This window comes from Moorena sp. SIO3E8 (assembly GCF_010692445.1).
In the GTDB taxonomy this organism is placed as follows: Bacteria; Cyanobacteriota; Cyanobacteriia; order Cyanobacteriales; family Coleofasciculaceae; genus Moorena; species Moorena bouillonii.
The window spans coordinates 157,066-175,894 of the sequence record NZ_JAAHHM010000018.1; the positions used below are offsets into that span (position 1 = coordinate 157,066).

17 protein-coding genes are annotated in these 18,829 nt (G+C 44.3%); 10 read left to right on the forward strand and 7 right to left on the reverse strand.

Translation table 11 applies throughout. The features are described 5' to 3' along the window. The 3 genes from F6K46_RS10195 to F6K46_RS10205 form a co-directional block, all read right to left on the reverse strand. Nucleotides 1-185, reverse strand: a 185-nt coding sequence (locus tag F6K46_RS10195; protein ID WP_293116985.1) for a Nif11-like leader peptide family natural product precursor, incomplete at its 3' end; no start/stop codon positions are given. Nucleotides 186-359: 174 nt separating this feature from the next. Then, complete coding sequence (locus tag F6K46_RS10200) at nucleotides 360-719, reverse strand: Nif11-like leader peptide family natural product precursor (RefSeq protein ID WP_075896114.1); 360 nt, start codon at nucleotides 717-719, stop codon at nucleotides 360-362. Between the two features lie 607 nt (nucleotides 720-1,326). Further along, nucleotides 1,327-1,539 (reverse strand): hypothetical protein, encoded by a 213-nt coding sequence (locus F6K46_RS10205; RefSeq protein ID WP_143727429.1) that lies wholly within the window; start codon nucleotides 1,537-1,539, stop codon nucleotides 1,327-1,329. A 197-nt stretch (nucleotides 1,540-1,736) separates the two neighbouring features. Here F6K46_RS10205 and F6K46_RS10210 point away from each other — a divergent pair, with 197 nt between their 5' ends. From F6K46_RS10210 to F6K46_RS10230, 5 genes are all read left to right on the forward strand, one after another. Beyond that, complete coding sequence (locus tag F6K46_RS10210; RefSeq protein ID WP_293051649.1) at nucleotides 1,737-2,534, forward strand: PD-(D/E)XK nuclease family protein; 798 nt, start codon at nucleotides 1,737-1,739, stop codon at nucleotides 2,532-2,534. A 268-nt stretch (nucleotides 2,535-2,802) separates the two neighbouring features. Then, entirely contained in the window at nucleotides 2,803-2,991 is a 189-nt protein-coding gene (locus F6K46_RS10215; protein ID WP_075896118.1) for a hypothetical protein, read from the forward strand. A 197-nt stretch (nucleotides 2,992-3,188) separates the two neighbouring features. Beyond that, the gene (locus F6K46_RS10220; RefSeq protein WP_143727430.1) at nucleotides 3,189-3,440 is read left to right on the forward strand and encodes a hypothetical protein; all 252 of its coding nucleotides are present in this window, start codon (nucleotides 3,189-3,191) and stop codon (nucleotides 3,438-3,440) included. Between the two features lie 12 nt (nucleotides 3,441-3,452). After that, complete coding sequence (locus F6K46_RS10225; RefSeq protein WP_293051647.1) at nucleotides 3,453-5,609, forward strand: AAA family ATPase; 2,157 nt, start codon at nucleotides 3,453-3,455, stop codon at nucleotides 5,607-5,609. A gap of 34 nt (nucleotides 5,610-5,643) precedes the next feature. Next, on the forward strand, nucleotides 5,644-6,234 hold the full coding sequence (locus F6K46_RS10230; RefSeq protein ID WP_293051644.1) for a hypothetical protein: 591 nt from the start codon (nucleotides 5,644-5,646) through the stop codon (nucleotides 6,232-6,234). Between the two features lie 96 nt (nucleotides 6,235-6,330). On the opposite strand, the gene clpB is transcribed toward F6K46_RS10230, so the two are convergent. Both clpB and fghA read right to left on the reverse strand, forming a co-directional pair. After that, nucleotides 6,331-8,958: an ATP-dependent chaperone ClpB gene (gene clpB / locus F6K46_RS10235; RefSeq protein WP_293051641.1), complete on the reverse strand. Its 2,628-nt coding sequence runs from the start codon at nucleotides 8,956-8,958 to the stop codon at nucleotides 6,331-6,333. A gap of 323 nt (nucleotides 8,959-9,281) precedes the next feature. After that, on the reverse strand, nucleotides 9,282-10,133 hold the full coding sequence (fghA, locus tag F6K46_RS10240; protein ID WP_293051638.1) for an S-formylglutathione hydrolase: 852 nt from the start codon (nucleotides 10,131-10,133) through the stop codon (nucleotides 9,282-9,284). Between the two features lie 140 nt (nucleotides 10,134-10,273). Between fghA and F6K46_RS10245 the strand changes: the two genes are divergently transcribed. Together F6K46_RS10245 and F6K46_RS10250 are read left to right on the forward strand one after the other, a co-directional pair. Beyond that, nucleotides 10,274-10,546: a glutaredoxin family protein gene (locus tag F6K46_RS10245; protein WP_293046936.1), complete on the forward strand. Its 273-nt coding sequence runs from the start codon at nucleotides 10,274-10,276 to the stop codon at nucleotides 10,544-10,546. 107 nt (nucleotides 10,547-10,653) lie between these two features. Beyond that, nucleotides 10,654-12,174, forward strand: coding sequence for a UDP-N-acetylmuramoyl-L-alanyl-D-glutamate--2,6-diaminopimelate ligase (locus F6K46_RS10250; protein ID WP_293051635.1), 1,521 nt, complete (start codon nucleotides 10,654-10,656; stop codon nucleotides 12,172-12,174). Nucleotides 12,175-12,231: 57 nt separating this feature from the next. Here F6K46_RS10250 and F6K46_RS10255 read toward each other — a convergent pair whose 3' ends face one another. Next, nucleotides 12,232-12,357, reverse strand: coding sequence for a ribbon-helix-helix protein, CopG family (locus tag F6K46_RS10255; RefSeq protein WP_293046929.1), 126 nt, complete (start codon nucleotides 12,355-12,357; stop codon nucleotides 12,232-12,234). Between the two features lie 87 nt (nucleotides 12,358-12,444). On the opposite strand from F6K46_RS10255, the gene F6K46_RS10260 reads away from it, so the two are divergent. Both F6K46_RS10260 and F6K46_RS10265 read left to right on the forward strand, forming a co-directional pair. Continuing rightward, a complete protein-coding gene (locus F6K46_RS10260; protein WP_293046926.1) occupies nucleotides 12,445-13,632 on the forward strand; it encodes a transposase in 1,188 nt (395 codons plus the stop codon). A gap of 283 nt (nucleotides 13,633-13,915) precedes the next feature. Then, nucleotides 13,916-15,352 (forward strand): DICT sensory domain-containing protein, encoded by a 1,437-nt coding sequence (locus tag F6K46_RS10265; RefSeq protein ID WP_293046390.1) that lies wholly within the window; start codon nucleotides 13,916-13,918, stop codon nucleotides 15,350-15,352. Between the two features lie 34 nt (nucleotides 15,353-15,386). Here F6K46_RS10265 and F6K46_RS10270 read toward each other — a convergent pair whose 3' ends face one another. Next, on the reverse strand, nucleotides 15,387-17,117 hold the full coding sequence (locus F6K46_RS10270) for a HAMP domain-containing sensor histidine kinase (RefSeq protein ID WP_293051632.1): 1,731 nt from the start codon (nucleotides 17,115-17,117) through the stop codon (nucleotides 15,387-15,389). 302 nt (nucleotides 17,118-17,419) lie between these two features. Here F6K46_RS10270 and F6K46_RS10275 point away from each other — a divergent pair, with 302 nt between their 5' ends. After that, nucleotides 17,420-18,604 (forward strand): NAD(P)H-quinone oxidoreductase subunit H, encoded by a 1,185-nt coding sequence (locus F6K46_RS10275; RefSeq protein WP_075896136.1) that lies wholly within the window; start codon nucleotides 17,420-17,422, stop codon nucleotides 18,602-18,604. Nucleotides 18,605-18,829: the final 225 nt, after the last annotated feature.

An 18,829-nucleotide genomic window follows, 5' to 3' on the forward strand; every position in this document is an offset into this window, starting at 1 on the left:
TCAGCAGCACTTGACTCCAACAATTGGCCAGTATAGTCTTCAAGCTCCTCTTGGGTGAAGTCATAGCCAGCGCTTTGCACGATTTGGCGACATTCATCTTTACTGTTTACTCCTTGAATTTGGGCACGGAATGCTTGATCAGTGCCTAGCCTTTCGTAGAAGGCTTTAACATTTTCTAAAGACATAGTTTTCTCCTGAAATTACTGAAATACTGTTCGTAGCATCGGTAAAAAAACAGAGCTAAAAACTGGTGTTTTTTTGGCTACTCCCTTACCGACTAACTATCTGTAGCATCCATAAACTGAAATGCTATGATCTGTGTGTGTCGGAATCAACCTGAGCTTATTGCTCAAACTTCCTTAGATAGTATCGTCTATGACAACGCCATACATTGGCTGAGGCCACCAATCTTTAGGCGGCCAAAAAACCACTCCATACATTGGCTGAAAAATAGGTGGTTTTATGCCCATACCTGTAGTAGCTCCACCAAAAACAGCTTCTAGTTCTTGTTGATCAAGATCCCTCAGACCATCCTCAGCAGCACTTGACTCCAACAATTGGCCAGTATAGTCTTCAAGCTCCTCTTGGGTGAAGTCATAGCCAGCGCTTTGCACGATTTGGCGACATTCATCTTTACTGTTTACTCCTTGAATTTGGGCACGGAATGCTTGATCAGTGCCTAGCCTTTCGTAGAAGGCTTTAACATTTTCTAAAGACATAGTTTTCTCCTGAAATTACTGAAATACTGTTGGTAGCATCGGTTAAAAAACAGTACCGTAGCTAGGGCAGTATTTTCTGAAATAGATGAAGTTTTCATCGATAATAAAATTTTATTCAATATAAAAATTAATTAAGTAGGCTTTTAAAATTTTGTTGCGACAAAACTTTAAAATTATGTCCCAAACCTTGCTGTATGGGATAAGAAAATTATTTCCTTAGGGGGAGGATAGCAGCATCATTACTATGGCAGCAACACATGACGATAGTGATCAGGACTTACCCACAACTGCATCATCAATAATATATTAAGTAATAATACCCATTATTAAAAGTATAAGGACAGCTCCAGATGGGAAGATGGGCTGAGGGGGTGACAAGCAAGGTAAAACCGTTACTGGGTAATAATTTCAGGCCATCTGTAACAAAAAGATACATGCTGTTTTGGGCTGACGTTGGACGTAGTTATAAAGGTTTGAGCTTGCCATTAAATCATTCGTAGGGTCAATTTGGGAGTTTATCTTTACTGATATAATTGGCATCAAAGTCTTATATAGTAAGCTTTTCAGGGCTCATGTCACCCCCTCAGGAAGATGGGGAAGCTTTTTATTAAGGGGAATTATACGGAGATGAGATGACAATAAAAACAACTAAATTTCGAGATATAACTAAAACAATTATGTCCCTAAAATCTGTGGCAATCAAATTTTCGATTGGCGAGTTAGCCCCAGGGGGAAGCGATCGCGTAGCGTGGCCAAACGCGCCCCGCGTGGCCAATAGGCCAAGGCCAATCGCATTCGATATCTGTGTGGAAACTTCCACCTCTTCCGCTAAACTAGCTAATATAGCGTTTCTAAATGAAATCTAAACCTAGGAAGTCTTTTTTTCTTGTTCAAGAAAAGTCTGTATATCTTTCCCCTATTGCCTTTTGCCCGCCCCCCTTATTAAGGGATTCCTCTTGCCTTTTTCAGCAATTCGTGTGTTTACAACCCAGATACAAACGCCCTTATCATTGACCAGTGTTTCCTCCTGCACCTCTGACTCGTCTATCCCAAGGACAGCTGAACGTATTAGAAACCTGTCCCCGTAAGTTCCAACACATTTACTTTGACCAGCTGGGAACACCGGTGTCTCCCGAACAACAAGAGCGTCTTACTTGGGGAAGCCGCTTTCACCTATTAATGCAACAGCGCGAACTTGGGTTACCAGTGACATCCTTAGTAGAAGAGGATACCCAACTCGACTACTGGCTGACTGGTTTAGTCAATGCCGCACCAGAACTTTCCCACCCAGAGCCTGAAAGCTTCCGGGAAGCGGAACATTGCCGAACCCTGTATTTCCAAGGTTATCTACTTACAGTTATCTATGACTTATTGATTGCAGGGGAAGACTCAGCCCAAATTCTTGATTGGAAGACCTATCCTCAACCTAAAAATCGGGATTGGTTAACCCAAGACTGGCAAACACGCCTGTATCTCTACATCCTAGCGGAAACTAGCGATTATTGGCCAGAACAAATTTCCATGAGTTACTGGTTTGTGAAATCCCAACCCTCTGCCCAGAGTCTTAAATTTACTTACAATAGCGCACAACACCAGAAAACTAGGGAGGATTTGACTCAGTTGTTGACCCGGTTGGCTGGGTGGCTACAAGGGTACCAAGATCAAGGTTTAGGTTTTCCTCAAGTAGCAGCATCCCTTGGTCGATGTGGTGATTGTACCTTTGCAGTGCGTTGTCAGCGTTACGGGAATAGGTTGAGTAACGATAGTACGGAATTACTACCCAATTTAGCTGATATCCAAGAAGTTTCCCTTTGAGCTACCACCCCTGACTGGGTTTGCTAGTAGCACGAGTAAGAGTTACAAAGAGTTAAGCAGAGATCCCTGGGGAACCTCTGCTGTAGCTAGTGCGCTAACCAGCCCATAGGCTACAAAGTCTGGTCGAACTAGATTTAAGCAGGCTCAGTGCCGCTGGCTTCTTTGCGTTTCCTAAGGTTATAATAACACAAAATATCTAAATAACACAAAAAACTTAAAATACCTATTGAATTGTTTACCCCTTAGTAGGATAATTGGGAGGTCAAAGTTGTCAAAAGATGTGTCAGAAGAAAAACAAGTTAGCTATAAACTATTTTTGCCTGAATCCTTACGGGCAAAATTCAAATCTATGTGCGCTCTCAAGGGAGTCACCATGAATCATATCTTATTGGAGTTGATTGAAGAATGGATAGAGGAAAATAAACCTGCTTCATCCCCTAAGCAGAAGAAGAGTTAATCCGCTGATCTAGGTTGAACAGTGCTGAATGCGAAATGGTAAGTACTAAGTGCTGAGTTATTTATAACCAGCTCATAGTCTATTATGATAGCGCTGCTCTTCCTGACGGTCACACCGTAAGCCTATGCGCTACTTGAGGGGCTACTTGAGGTGCTATCAGCCTATGGGCGTAGCGCATAGGCTTACAGGAATAATTAATGCGATTGGCCGTAGGCCACGCTACGCGAACGCTAATGAAAGACAATTCTAAATTATTTGAGGAACTGAAAGATCAAGCCATTGATTCAGACCATGAGCAAGGGTTGATAGCCCTTAGTGAGGAATTGCTCAAAGAGTTTGATAGCGGTTCATCACAAGCGGTGACTGGTATGGCTCGTTATCGGTTGGAAAAACATCGAAGTGCTTACAAAAAAGCCTACACAAAACTGATGGCTACCATTGGTCTATGAGGAAGGGTTTCTATGGAAAACTATCGACTGGTATCAGTCAAGGTAAAGGGGTTTAGAGGCTTTCCTGAACAAGCCGGAGAACGGGAATTTCGGTTTGATCAAGCTTGCACATTAATTGTAGGAGCTCAGGGGGGAGGCAAAAGTAGTACCCTGAATGCCATTGAGTGGTGTCTATTTGGCAAAGATGTCGCTAATAAAAGTGCTACTAAAATTGAAGAGCGCAAGAATTGGTTAGTGAAAAACCAATCGTCAAGGGAGACTAGTGTCGAAGTTATCTTTGAAGGGAATGGGGAAATCCTAAAGGTATATCGGAGTGACCGCAAACGTCGTGGTAATCCCAAGTTTTACTATCAGATTAATAATGGCTCGTATCATGAAGATGAAGCTGAATTGCGGGTGCTGCTGGGTGTAGAATTGTCTGACTACATGAGTTGTGTGTATCTACATCAAGAAACTATCAGTGCGCTACTGATTCAGGAACCAAAAGAGCGCAAAAATGCTCTGGATCGCCTCATGGGGTTGACGGATTGGCGCAATCTATTGGATGGAATTAAGCGAGCTAAAGCCCAGGAAGAGTTTAAGAAAGTTGATCAAGAGTTTAGTCAGATTATCAGCAAAATTGAGACGGCAAAAGCGATTAAGGAAAATGACTTAGGTCTAGCAGAAGAAGAAGCTATCTTTCATGATATTCCCCTGAGCAAACTATCCCTCAATGGAGCAAAAGCTATTTGCCAAGGGGTTGAAAATGCAGTTGAAAATTTTGCCAAAGACTATGGATTGCTGGTGCCCTCTTTACCAAGATACCAAACTACTGATGATTTGGAACGATTTGTAGATGGTGGTAAGGAGGCGATTAAGCAATTACGTAATGCGCAGCCCGACTGGGAACGGCAGAAAGAATTGCTGAATCAGCAAAGTGAATTAAATCGTTTGAAAGCTAACGTTGAGACCAAGGTTATGGAACTCAACCAAAAAGAAAACGAAATTCAGCAACTCGAAGATCAATACGGAACGCTATCCGAAATTTTGGCAGAAAAAAATCAAATTGAACAAGAAGAGTTACCGGCAAAGCAAGGGAGTATAAACACTATCAACAATCGTGCCGGTATCATTATCGAAACCATAAAATTTCTGAAGTCAGTACAGGAAGATAAAGCCCAGAATTGTCCCGTTTGCTCTACACCAATTAATCCAGTTCAGTTGCGTCAAGAATTAGAATCCTGGCAGCAAGACATGGCGTTACAGCTAAAACCGATTCAGAAGGAGATTCGGGAATTAGAAATAGCAGTAGAGGAGTTCCAGAGACTGATTAAAACCTTGGAGCGGTTGCAACGGGAACGATTAGATAAGGATAAGGGATTACAACAAGCAAAAAATGCGATCGCAGTAGCTTTAGAAACAGAAATTAATGACTCTGCTCACGCTCTGGCTCTGCTCAATCAAGCCATTACTGACGTAGATCAGGAATTAGGTAGGATTCGCACCGCAGTTGAGCAAAGTAATCAGCGTATCGATAGCATTGATCAAGACTTAGAAAACATTAAACGGATTATTACTGTCCTCCGTTATCGCCAAGAAGTAGATAATTTGTTTGCGATTCAAGATTGCCCTGAATATAAAGAGGTTGAAGGAGCAAAAGCTGACTTGGAAGCCTTCTGTGACCGATTGTTGACTATTGGTGAAGCCGTGCAGGAGGTGCTAGGAAACTCAGCTAAAGAAAAAATCGATGCTACCAGAGCAGCAATTTCTAGTATCTATCGTCAGCTAGCCCATCGCAGTGACTTTCCAGATATTGAGATTGACCCAGACAAATATGAAGTGATGGCGGTGGGATATGGAGAGTCAGAAGTTGCATTACGACTGTTGAACAAGGGTGATATTAATTGTGCTGCTTTGAGTATATTTCTAGCCCTAGCAACTTCAGAGCAATTGACTCATAATATCGGTTTCATGGTGCTAGATGACCCGTCGCAAAATCTAGATCCAGTCCATAAAGAACGCTTGGCTGAGGTGTTGGATCAGGTATTGGATAAAAAGCAATTGATTATTGCCACTTCAGAAGATGATTTCGTCGAGCAGCTAAGTTTCAAGCTAACTAAGCCCAACACACTCTACCGATTGGGACAGTGGACACCAACTCGTGGACCAACTATCGAGGGTAATGGGTAATAGAATGTAGAATTAAGAATGTAGAATTAAGAATATGGATGCATCAACATTAAACCATTTAACCAGCATTAAACAACACCTGAATAGTCGCTCTAGAAAAGATAATGGGTTTGGTAAAACTTGCCAGATTTTCCTAGCGATTACCTTCTGTCGCTTGGGTTTTCAGGTAGAAAACTATTCCTCTCAAGGTGTAGATATTGATAGTTGGAATCACCCCTACTTTCCTAATCTTTCCATTGAAGTTAAGACCACCATTAAACATACGGTGACACTAGGACAGAAGGATGTGGATGGTTTGAAGAAAAAAGCGAGAGAAGGATATGAACCTATCTTTGCGGTTTTGAGATTAGAGTTATTGTCCAATTGGATTATTGCCAAAGCCAAGGGAATTAAGGCAGGTAATCATCCTGTAGGGAGACTACAAACCTCAGTAAGGGCAATGCCGGAACTGCAAGATCAGGTGAATCAGGAATTCTCTAGGGTTGTCAATGACTATGGCGCTATAGTATCAAGTATTCCAGCTGAGGAAATTCTCACTGATTTGGATAAGTATTTGGATAGGGAGAAACTAAAAGTAGTACCAAAAGGAAGTGGTATGGCACTGCGCGCAGGGTATAGGTTTTAGGGTTAGGGTGTGTTTTTTGCCCTAAGCATTCAGCTGATAGCTAATCACTGAATGCTTAGGGGTTTAGCACAAAATACCCTTCAACCTTTCTACGCTTCAATTGGACTCACTGAGCAACAACTGAGCAGGCAATCGCTGAAAGGAAAGCCGTTCATTGTTCACATCCACAAAGATAGTGTCCCCATCATTAAATTCACTCCTGAGAATTCCCTTAGCAATAGGAGTTTCCAACTCCCGCTGAATAGCTCGCTTCAGGGGTCGTGCTCCAAAAACTGGATCATACCCTAATTCTGCCAAAAAGTCAACAGCTGCATCGGAGAGTTTCAGGGACATCTTGCGCTCTGCTAACCGTTGCTCTAAGCGCAGGGTTTGCAGCTGGACAATATTGCGCAACTGATGTTTTTGCAAGGTATGGAAAATAATCACCTCATCAATCCGATTGAGGAATTCAGGACGGAAACTAGAGCGCATCGCTTCCATGACCCGACTCCGCATTTCCTCATACTTGGAGTCATCCCCAGCTACATCCAGAATATACTGGGAGCCAATATTGCTGGTCATGATAATAACGCTATTCTTGAAATCTACGGTATGCCCTTGAGCATCAGTAACTCGACCATCATCAAGGATTTGCAGCATGACATTAAAGACATCCGGGTGTGCTTTTTCGATTTCGTCAAATAGAATTACCGCATAGGGACGTCTACGGATGGATTCGGTTAACTGACCTCCTTCTTCGTAACCCACATAGCCTGGAGGAGCACCAATCAGTCGGGAAACGGTATGCTTTTCCATATACTCGGACATATCGATTCGCACCATAGCCTCTTCGGTGTCAAACAGATAGGCTGCTAAGGCTTTTGCCAATTCTGTCTTACCCACACCGGTAGGACCGAGGAAAATAAAGCTAGCGGTGGGACGATTGGGGTCAGCTAATCCAGCACGCGATCGCTGAATAGCATCGGCAACAGCAGTAACGGCTTCCTCTTGGCCAATCACCCGCTTGTGTAGTTCTTCTTCCAGGTGCAGTAGCTTCTCTTTCTGAGACTCTACCAGCTTACTAATCGGAATTCCAGTCCACTTAGAGATAATTTCCGCAATGTCAGCTTCTGTAACTTCTTCCCGCAGCAGGGATTGACTACTGGTTTGGTTCTCGGCTAGCTGTTGCTCAACAGTTTCCAGGGATTTTTGCAACTCGGCTAACTTGCCGTATTTTAGCTTAGCGGCTCGGTTGAGGTCATAATCCCGTTCTGCCTGTTGAATTTCTACATTAACTCGATCAATCTCTTCCTTAATCCCCTGAATCCGGTCAATCACATCTTTTTCTGATTGCCACTGGGCATTCAACGTACGCTGTTCTTCTTTTAGATCAGCCAGTTCTTTTTCCAGTCTTTCCAGTCTTTCGATGGAGGCGAGATCAGTTTCTTTTTGTAAAGACAACCGTTCCATTTCCAGCTGGATAATTTTGCGGTCAATTTCATCGAGTTCTTCTGGCTTGGAAGTAATTTCCATTTTTAGCCGTGCTGCCGCTTCATCCATTAAGTCAATGGCTTTGTCTGGTAAAAAGCGATCGCTAATATACCGAGTAGACAAGGTCGCTGCTGCCACTAAAGCACTATCGGCAATTTTAACCCCGTGGTGAACTTCATACCTTTCTTTGAGACCTCGTAGAATCGAGATAGTATCAGCTACACTAGGCTGGTCAACATAGACCTGCTGGAAGCGTCTTTCGAGTGCTGCATCTTTTTCAATGTACTTGCGGTACTCATCGAGAGTAGTAGCACCAATACAGCGCAATTCACCCCGAGATAACATTGGCTTGAGCAAATTTCCCGCATCCATTGCTCCTTGAGAAGCACCAGCACCGACGACGGTATGGATTTCATCAATGAACAGGATAATTTTGCCTTGGGAATCCGTAACTTCTTTTAGTACCGCTTTCAGGCGTTCTTCAAATTCTCCCCGAAACTTAGCCCCAGCAATCAATGCGCCCATATCCAGAGCAATCAATTGTCGGTCTTTGAGGGATTGAGGCACATCACCCGCTATAATCCGTTGTGCCAAGCCTTCAGCAATAGCAGTTTTCCCAACACCAGGTTCCCCCATCAGCACTGGGTTATTTTTAGTACGGCGCGAGAGAATTTGAATCGTGCGCCGAATTTCATCATCTCGGCCAATAACTGGGTCAAGCTTTCCCTCCCGCGCCGCCTCTGTCAGATCACGTCCATATTTTTCCAGTGCAAGATATTTGCCCTCTGGATTTTGGTCGGTCACTTTCTGATTCCCTCGAATGTCAGCAATGGTAAGTTTAAGCCTATTTTCATCTAGTTTAAACTCCTGGAATAATGACTTACCAAAGCGGTCATCTTTCAGATAAGCCAGGATCAGATGCTCAATGGAGATATAATCGTCTTGGTATTCTTTACGATAGGACTCTGCTCGGTCTAGCAAGCTATTCATGCTGCGTCCTAGGTAAACGGAGTCGCTATTACCAGAAACCTTAGGTTGTTTTTTGATAAAGGATTCCGTTGCTTCCCTTACCCCTGGCACAGAGACTTCCGCTTTGTTCAGAATACTGGTAGCGAGTCGATCTTGATCCAGCATCGCCTTCATCAAGTGTTCGGTTTCGATTTGTTGTTGCCGTGCGGCTTTAGCAACATCTTGGGTTTGTGCGATCGCTTCCCAGGCTTTTTCGGTAAACTGGTTAGGGTTACTTGGTTGCATCTCTAATCACTCATTCCTCTAACTGTTCACAATTCTAAAAAACCCAGTGCGATCGCATAGATCGGTCTTCACGTCTTCTTTTTGGGATATTGCCGTCCTCAAAGCCAGGTAATACCAATTCTTAAAAGTAGGACGTAAGCTATCAGCTATCAGCCATTAGCTGATAGCTGATAGCTTAACTTCCGGTTCATAGCTTAACTTCCGGTTAATTGTCTTCCAGTTAATTCTTAAGTGGTTAATCTTAAGTGGTTAATTGCCAATTTTACATTTTCCATTTTCAATCCTTGACTTTTTCAGCAAGCTTGGGATTGTCTGAATTCTGTTCAATCCAACAAAGCCTCAGCATGATGGCGGATATGGTCTTCTATAAAGGTGGCAATAAAATAGTAACTGTGGTTATAGCCGACCTGGAGACGGAAAGTCAGGGGCTGATCTGCCTTTTCACAAGCCTTCTCAAACACCTCAGGGAGCAACTGTTGCTTCTCGTAAAAGGGGTCAGCAGTGCCTTGGTCAATCAGAATTGTATGGTTATAGTTGGCTACCAACACCAGTTCGCTGGCATCGTAAGCTCGCCATTGCTCTTGGTCTGTCCCGAGGTAATTGGTGAATGCCTTCTGACCCCAGGCGCTGCGCATGGGAGCAGCAATGGGAGCAAAAGCAGAGACAGATAGGTACTGCTTTGGGTTTCTTAATGCACAAATTAATGCGCCATGACCACCCATAGAATGACCAAATATACCTTGTTTCTCAACTTGCGCGGGGAAATGTTGGGCAATTACCTCCGGTAACTCGTGGACAACGTAGCTATACATTTGGTAGTGAGCTGACCAAGGTTCAAGGGTGGCATCTACATAAAAACCGGCACCAGAACCCAAATCCCACTCATCGTCCTCACCTGGAATTCCTGTATTTCGAGGGCTGGTATCTGGAGCAACCAACATCAATCCATGCTTGGCAGCAAATCGCTGAGCAGCTGATTTTACCATAAAGTTCTCTTCTGTGCAAGTCAGACCTGACAGGTAATATAGAACTGGAACGGATTGGACTTTCGCCTGAGGGGGTTGGTATACGGAAAACCCCATCTGTGTCCTACAATTCTGAGAGTGATGAGTGTAAAAACCTACTGTACCGCCAAAGCAACGGTTTTCTGAGACGAGGCGAAGGTCTGTGGACATGGGGCTGGTTCAAATGGACGTACCATGAAGGCGAATGTAGCTGTCCAGCATTTTAGCGTTTCTTCAGGTATGTTTGCCGAAGCTGCTCTTAACTTTATTAAACTATCGTCTAAATTAACAATTTTCAACTAACTTGCCTGATGGAATTAATTCTTTACAGTAAACCCGGTTGCCATCTTTGTGAGGGATTACTTGAAAAGCTAGAGATGATTGAAGGCTTAAACTTTAAGCTAGAGGTTCGAGACATTACGAGTCGAGAGGATTGGTTCCAATCCTATCAGTATGAGGTGCCAGTACTATGTATTAACCACTGTAGTCAGGAAAAGCTCCTGCCTCGCCCCTCTCCTCGTGCTAGCGTTGAACAATTGCAGCGAATGTTACGGAAATATTTCCCTGTTAGTGAGTCAAAATAGGCGATACATCAGGTTGACGGTTTGACGGTTGACGGTTTGATGGTTGACAGTTGACTGGTGGCTGTGATGATTCGGTAGATCTTATAGTGTCGTTTGGTGCGATAAATATGAAGCTAAGGGAATTATTAGCCAAAATTGCCAATAGTGTGAAAATGCCTAGCTCCGAGGGTCTTGATTTGGTCGTTACAGGCATCTGTACCAATTCCCACGCCTGCCAACCGGGGGATTTATTCATCGGGATGCCAGGCACTAGGGTAGATGGTGGAGAGTTCTGGGAAAGTGCGATCGCATCTGGGGCAGTGGCAGCGATAATTTCTCCCCAAGCGGCTGCCAAACACCCCCCCAAGGAACTTTCACCAGAAACAGGAGTTTGTGTAATTGCCGCCGATGACATGACCACCGTGTCTGCTCAAACTGCAGCAGCCTTCTACGACTACCCAGCACAGCAGCTAAGACTGATTGGAGTCACTGGTACCAATGGCAAAACTACCACTACCCATCTGATTGAATTTCTGCTCGCTCGTAGCTCTAGTCCTATCCCCACAGCACTTTTGGGTACCCTCTATGCCCGTTGGCCAGGTTTTGAGCAAACAGCAAGCTACACTACACCATTTGCTGTTGAATTGCAACAACAGCTCCAGTTAGCGGTCAAAGCAGGTGCGCAAATGGCAGTGATGGAAGTTAGTTCACACGCCTTAGCCCAAGGTCGAATCCAGGGCTGTCCGTTTGAGGTGGCGGTGTTTACCAATCTCACCCAAGACCATTTGGACTACCACCAGAACATGGATGATTACTTCAGCGCTAAAGCTAAGCTGTTTAGTGCTGACTATCTCAAAGGTAGGGCAATTATTAATGCTGATGACTCCTATGGAGAGCGGTTAATCCAACAGTTACCAACTGAGCAAGTCTGGAGCTATAGTATCCAAAACCCATCCGCTGATTTCTGGACGAAGGACTTAAGCTATGAGCCAACAGGGGTTAGAGGAATTATGCATACTCCAGTAGGAGAGGTTAGCTTTAATTCGCCCCTAGTGGGTCAATACAATCTGTCTAACTTGCTCGCAGCAGTAGGAACAGTTTTAGAGCTGGGTTTGGATTTAGAATCAGTAGCAGCAGCCTTGGCTCAATTTCCAGGAGTGCCAGGGCGGATGGAACGGGTGCAAATTCAACCGGAACAGGATATTAGTGTAATTGTCGATTATGCCCACACCCCAGATAGTTTAGAAAACTTACTCAGGGCATCACGACCCTTTATTGAAGGCAAGATGATTTGTGTATTTGGCTGTGGTGGTGATCGCGATCGCACCAAGCGTCCTAAGATGGGTAAAATAGCGGCTGAGTTAGCTGATGTTGCTGTAGTAACTTCGGATAACCCTCGCACCGAAAACCCAGAAAGCATCTTAGAGGATGTTTTAGAGGGGATTCCTCAATCAGTGGAACCAATGGTAATTTGCGATCGCGCTACCGCCATTCGGACTGCCATCTTGCAAGCAAAACCGGGGGATGGAGTGTTAATTGCTGGTAAGGGTCACGAAGATTATCAAATTCTGGGTACTGAAAAAATCCACTTCGATGACCGAGAGCAAGCCCGAGATGCTTTGATGAGTAGGCTACAGGTTATAGGTTAGCTGTCCGGTAAAAGAAGCCCCACATCTCAATCCGTAAGGATGAGTGTGGGATGAATTTTACACAGAGTCTTCTGGGATAGGGAAGCGAGCTATCAAACTTCTTATTAATTCAGATGAGGTCATGCCCCGTTTATCTGCTTCTTGCTGTAACTGCCTTTTCTCGAAGTCTGTAATTCTAATCACTAGTTTTTTATCTTGTATTTTAGATTGACACTTGTTAATACACTTGCTATTATATTAATAGGTCGGTAAACAAGATGGCAACTATAAATGAGGACAGCGTACCAGTACAAAATTAAACCAACGAAAGCGCAGAAAGACGTGATAGATAATTGGCTGTCAATGCTCTGCGCCCAGTATAACTATTTGTTAGCAGATCGGTTTAACTGGTACGAAGCAAATCGTTGTCCTGTAAATGCCTGTCCACTTGTCTGTCACCTTCCAGAATTAAGAAATAATCCTAACTATTACAGCCAAAAAAAGACTTTACCAAACCTAAAGAAAGCTCGTCCCTGGTACAAGCAGATTCACTCTCAAGTACTTCAGGATGTTGTCAAGAGAGTAAAGCTGTCTTTTGATCGGTTTATAAAAGGAGACAGTAATGGAAGACGAAGTGGGCGACCTAGATTTAAAAAGCTGCACCGTTACCGTACTTTTACCTATCCTCAAATGAAAGAAGGATGCCTGGAGGGGGATTTAATCAATCTACCTAAAATAGGCAAGGTAAAGGTGGTACTCCATCGCCCTATACCTTCTGGGTTCAAGATAAAAACAGCCTCTATTACCAAAAAGTGTGATGGCTATTATCTGGTTTTATCCTTGGAGGACAAGACAGTCCCCGAAGTTAAACCAGATATCAATCCGAACTCAATAATTGGGATTGATGTTGGCCTTAAGGATTTCTTGACAACTTCTGAAGGTGAAACTGTCGAAATTCCTCAGTACTATCGCGCATGTCAAAAGCGCCTAAAGGTAATCCAAAAACGAGTATCTCGACGTAAAAAGGGAGGTAAGAATAGACTTAAGGCTATTAAGCAACTCGGTAAGCAACACAAAAAGGTAGCAGACAAGCGGAAAGATTTTCACTTCAAGACCGCAAATTATCTGTTATCAAAATACGATGTTGTTGCTCATGAGAAATTAAACGTAAAGGGACTGACTAAGTCCCGATTGGCTAAATCTGTGTTAGATGCGGGCTGGTCAAGCTTCCTTACAATTCTTACAAGCAAAGCCGTTCGCGTAGCGTGGCCTACGGCCTTAAATGCTGGTTTGTTGGCAGTTGCAGTAAGTCCCAATAATACTTCACAGAATTGCTCCAATTGTGGAAAAAAAGTTCCTAAAAAACTGCATATTCGCTGGCATGATTGCCCTCATTGCGGATGCAGTCTTGACCGCGATCATAATGCGGCAATAAATATAAAAAATAGAGCGGCAGGGTTTGAAGTTACCGTAAGATAGTGGAGCCTTAATCAAAAAGTTTTAACCCTTTTATGCATAGCCGACTAACCATAAAGGCTCCACTATCTAAGGTTTCGTCTCTCGGCAGTCCGTTCTTAAAGCCCAGCGCCTCCTAAGGGATGCCCGGATTGGCTGGGAAGCCTACACTGAACCCAACGGGTCAGTGTAGGAGCTGTCACCAAATTGACAGCTATTTCAGCGGGCAGGTTGTAGATTATCACATGGAAGGTCAACGTTTAAGCTTTAACCAAACCACCTTTAACGAAACCACCTCTAACCCTAAATGAACCTGCCACCTAATCCAGAATTGTCTCTCTACCAGCTGGTTTTAGAAACTCTTGCCTGTCCCGAGTCTCTGACAATCACTCCTGTCACCCTGAAATCCCTAGTCAGAGCAACCTTTGACCTGCTAATTGAGCAAAACATCTCAGCCACAATTTGGGTCAAGCCACAGGGTGAGGGCTGGCACAGAGAAATACAACGGTATCAACAACAAGTTGATGTACCAAAAAAAATTTATCTGTGCCACTGTTTAGGAGATAACTCGGAAGAGGTAGTTAACCTGAACAGAGATTCTCAACTGTTTTCCCTACCATTGGAGACTGAAACTCAAATAAAACAAGAGTATTTCTTACTTATTCTCTGTAAGAACTATAGTAGTTTAATTGTGGCTTGCCAGCCTGAGCTATCGGAATCAGAAAATTTAGCTGATAGTGAACTCAGTCAAACATTATTAGCTGTTTTTACCCTTGAGCAATCAGTAATTCGGCAGTTCTTAGAGGGGTTAAGCAAAGTTATTGGAACCACTACAGCAAAGCAACGCAGCCATTGGGAAACCCTTTTACCTGCCCCTCAAAGCTATAATCATACACTACTAACCCAGTTGTTGGTTAAACAAGTACAACGTACAGAAGAAATTGTTCAGGATACCCTGGCAACACAGCCAATCGGGGAGACTAACCCATCTCCCCCATCCCTGCCAGGGGTTACTGATCCGGTTGTGGTAGGGAAGAATTCCTTATCAAGGGTCGAGCCTTATATGAGTAATGAGATACTTCAGCGAGTGGCTCAGGAATTACGAACACCGATAACGAACATGAAAACTGCCCTGAAGCTGCTGGATGCCTCACACATGAAGCTCGCCCAACGCCAACGCTATATTGGGCTTCTTTATAAAGAATGCGATCGCTTAAATTCCTTAGTGGCTGGATTACTAGAACTGGTTCAGCTAGAGGGTGACCCCCAAACTGATCAAACTTGGCCGTTGCAGCTAGCAGAGATTGTTCCTGGTATTGTCAGCACCTATCAACCCCTTGCCCAAGAAAAAGGCATCCAGCTCGGCTACACCATTCCTGCCAATCTCCCCTCAGTCTTGTTTTCAGAGGTTGGCTTGAGGCATATCGTGATTAATCTATTGCACAACAGTTTAAAGTTTACTCCCGCTGGCGGTAAGGTTAGAGTACAGGCAACTCGTAAGGGCAAGTATGTTCAGCTGATATTTAGTGATACAGGTATTGGCATTGCTGAAAGTGACATACCTAAGATTTTTGACAGTTTTTATCGGGGTAGGTCAACACCTAGGGAAGACCTTGGTGCAGGGATAGGTTTAACCATTGTGCAACAATTATTACAACGGGGTGGTGGTTCGATTTCAGTAGTTAGTCGATTTGGGCAAGGCTCCCAATTTAAAGTCTTGCTACCAATTGCCTCTGAAACGTAAAAATCTGAAACCTAAAAAATCGTTGAGGTAATGGTCAACCAATCCCAGGGAGGGGTGTCTTAGCCAGGTCAGCTAACGGTAAAAATACTGTCATCACCTCACCCTGTTGGGGTCGTTGCTTAACAATTAGTTTACCACCCAACGCCTGGAATAGATTTTTGGTCACATTCAAATTCAAACTGATACTACCCGTTTCTGGCTGGAAAGTCAGCAGCTGACCAAGGGACTTCAATGTCGGGCAATGGTCGTCAGCGATTGTTTCCCGATTAATCTGAGACTGGAATTGTAACTTCAGCTGGTTTCCAGCAGGTGTAACCTGTAACTTGATATGACCCCCTGTTGGAATAGACCGGGTGAAATTTTCCATCAAGCCAGTTAGTACCTGATCTAACAAGGCGGGATGGCTGACCACTGTTGGCAACTGTTGCGGTAAGACTACATCTAGGGTTAAATTACGCCGCTGTGCTTGTTTTTGCCAGCGGGGGATGCTGTTGTGAAAAACCCGAGCCAGAGATATACAGGTCAGGCTAACAGGGGTTTGCTTGGCTGCTGTGGTTTCTAATTCTACTGCCCGGAAAATCAACTCCATGCGGTTGATTTGTTCGCTACACTCATGGTCAATAATTTCTATACGCCGCATGACTTCTGGAGGCAAGTCACGACGTCTAAGCAGTAGTTTAGTCAGGGTGTGAATTGTAGTTAGGGGTGTCCGAATTTCATGGGTCAGAGCTCGGAGCAGCTCAACGTCAGGTGTAGCTTCAGAATTTTCTTTTGGGTGAACAGCAGAGATTCTAGGAAAGCCTCGCGCTTCATTTTTCACCAATCGTTGCCAGTTAGGCTCGCTTCCTTTCTGTTTCTTGGCAAAGGGTGTACTAGAAGACCCATTTTGTGAGTGACTACCAGTTTTGACCGTATCCCTCTGATGCTGAGGTTGTCTTGGCTGAACCATTGTTGACTCGGATATTGTAACCGGTATAGTATGGCTCAGTTCTACTGAAGGCAGTTCTGGTAAATTTTTCAGAAGCCCACGACCAAAGTTCATTACAATGCGGTAATCGGGGGGCTTTGGCACAAATTTTTCCATTAAAGCTTCCAACTGCTTGAGATGATGAGAACTGCTCAGTAATAGTCTACGGTGCAGTGATGTCCAAACACGTTGGATATCTTCTGGGTCAAAGGAGAATTGAAAGCCTGGAACCCCAAAGTGGTCTTCTCCAGAGACCATGACTAAGCTAAAGTCTTTGGTAAACACTAAACAAAACTGCTCGTTAGCTAAGGGGTCTCCTGGAAACAGGGGTAACCTGTAGGTCGTATTTTCTACAAATGGAGTAGTCTCAGGTTGAGCCGGAGGTAGCTGGAAGGGCATAAAAGCCCAAGCATTCAAGGCGTCGTTCGTAAAAATCCCAGTCTCGAAACTTGCCAGTAGCTCTCGATCACTTAAGACTGGAGCAGGACCAGCTAGAATTAATCCTTGCTTCGACGAGTGTTCGGGATTATGGCTTGTTGATCGGTTGCCTGAAACCCCTGGCAACAGCAACTGTTCCAAGGTAGCGATCGCACTTTGCCATTCCCGTTGAGCTTTAGCTGCTGCTGCCCTATGCTTAGGGCTAGCCCCTTCTCTTGTCCTGTGACTGCTAGCACCTATTGAACAAGTTTCAATCACAGTTGCTTGCTCTGAGGAAAGAGCAACCTTGTCATCGCTTCCAATTAGTTCCTTTTGGGATAAAATTTCACTTATACTTGGTAATAACCACCTTGGAACCACAATCCACCCCCGATGCACAGCTAGTGCAGTAATTCAAACTATCAACTCCTTTGATAAAGATGGTAATGTGATTGCTGATAGTTTAAGGATCGTAGAACCGAACTTCTACGTAGCAATTCCCGTTAACCTAAGCATTGGAAACAAGGAGCTTAAACAGCAATTAACAGTTTGAATTAAGAATATCAAATTTTTCTGGCATTGTTAGAGTTAACAAGATACACCACCTATCTGCCTCTGTTTTGGTAAGCTAATAGCTAGCGGCTAAGAGCTAGCAGCTAACAGTTGGGGCAATTAATCAAAATATGGCAAAGATCGAGACCAGAACCGAACCCATGGTGATCAACATGGGTCCCCACCATCCCTCCATGCATGGCGTTCTCCGCTTAATTGTCACCCTGGATGGGGAGGATGTGATAGATTGCGAGCCGGTGATTGGCTACCTGCACCGAGGCATGGAGAAAATTGCCGAGAATCGCACTAACATTATGTATGTCCCTTACGTGAGCCGATGGGACTATGCAGCAGGGATGTTCAACGAGGCAATTACAGTCAATGCCCCAGAGAAATTAGCAGATATTCCGGTACCCAAACGTGCCAGCTACATCCGCGTGATCATGCTGGAGTTGAATCGGATTGCCAATCACCTGCTGTGGCTTGGACCATTCCTAGCAGATGTGGGTGCCCAAACCCCATTCTTCTACATCTTCCGGGAACGGGAGATGATTTATGACCTATGGGAAGCTGCCAGTGGACAACGGTTAATTAACAACAACTACTTCCGTATTGGTGGAGTTGCTGTTGACCTACCCTATGGATGGATAGATAAGTGCGAAGACTTCTGTGACTACTTTGACCCTAAAGTTGATGAGTACGAACGGTTAATCACCAACAACCCTATCTTCCGCCGCCGAGTTGAAGGTATCGGTACCATTAGTAGGGAAGAAGCGATTAACTGGGGACTTTCTGGCCCGATGCTACGAGGTTCTGGAGTCAAGTGGGACTTACGCAAAGTTGACCACTACGAATGCTATGACGACTTCGATTGGGAAGTACACTGGGAAACCGGGGGTGATTGTTTTGCCCGGTATGTGGTGCGGATTAGGGAAATGCGGGAGTCCGTTAAGATTATCCGTCAAGCCTTAAAAGGACTTCCCGGTGGTCCTTACGAAAACCTAGAAGCCAAGCGGATGGCAGAGGGTCGCAAATCCCAGTGGAACGACTTCGATTATCAGTTCATGGGCAAGAAAATTGCCCCTACTTTCAAGATTCCCAAGGGTGAACACTATGTCCGTCTTGAGTCTGGTAAAGGAGAACTAGGAATTTTCATTATTGGTGATGATAATGTCTTTCCTTGGCGTTGGAAGATTCGTCCACCCGATTTCAATAACTTACAGATTCTGCCCCATATCCTCACAGGAGTCAAAGTTGCCGATATTATGGCCATTCTCGGTAGTATTGACATTATTATGGGGTCAGTAGACCGTTAAAGTGGGTTAATGGTTCTAGGTAATAGGCTCAATGGCTCTAGGTTTTAAACTAACGGGGTTCTGGCAACGTTAGTTAGCTCCGCCTCAAGCACGGAAGCTCTCAACTAGCCGTCTTTTAGTATTAGCCGTCAGCTATCAGCCGTGAGCTTTTGGCTCACGCTACGCGAACAGCTATCAGCCGTCAGCCTTTAGTTTTGGTATTTGGTTGATAGCTGATAGCTTACC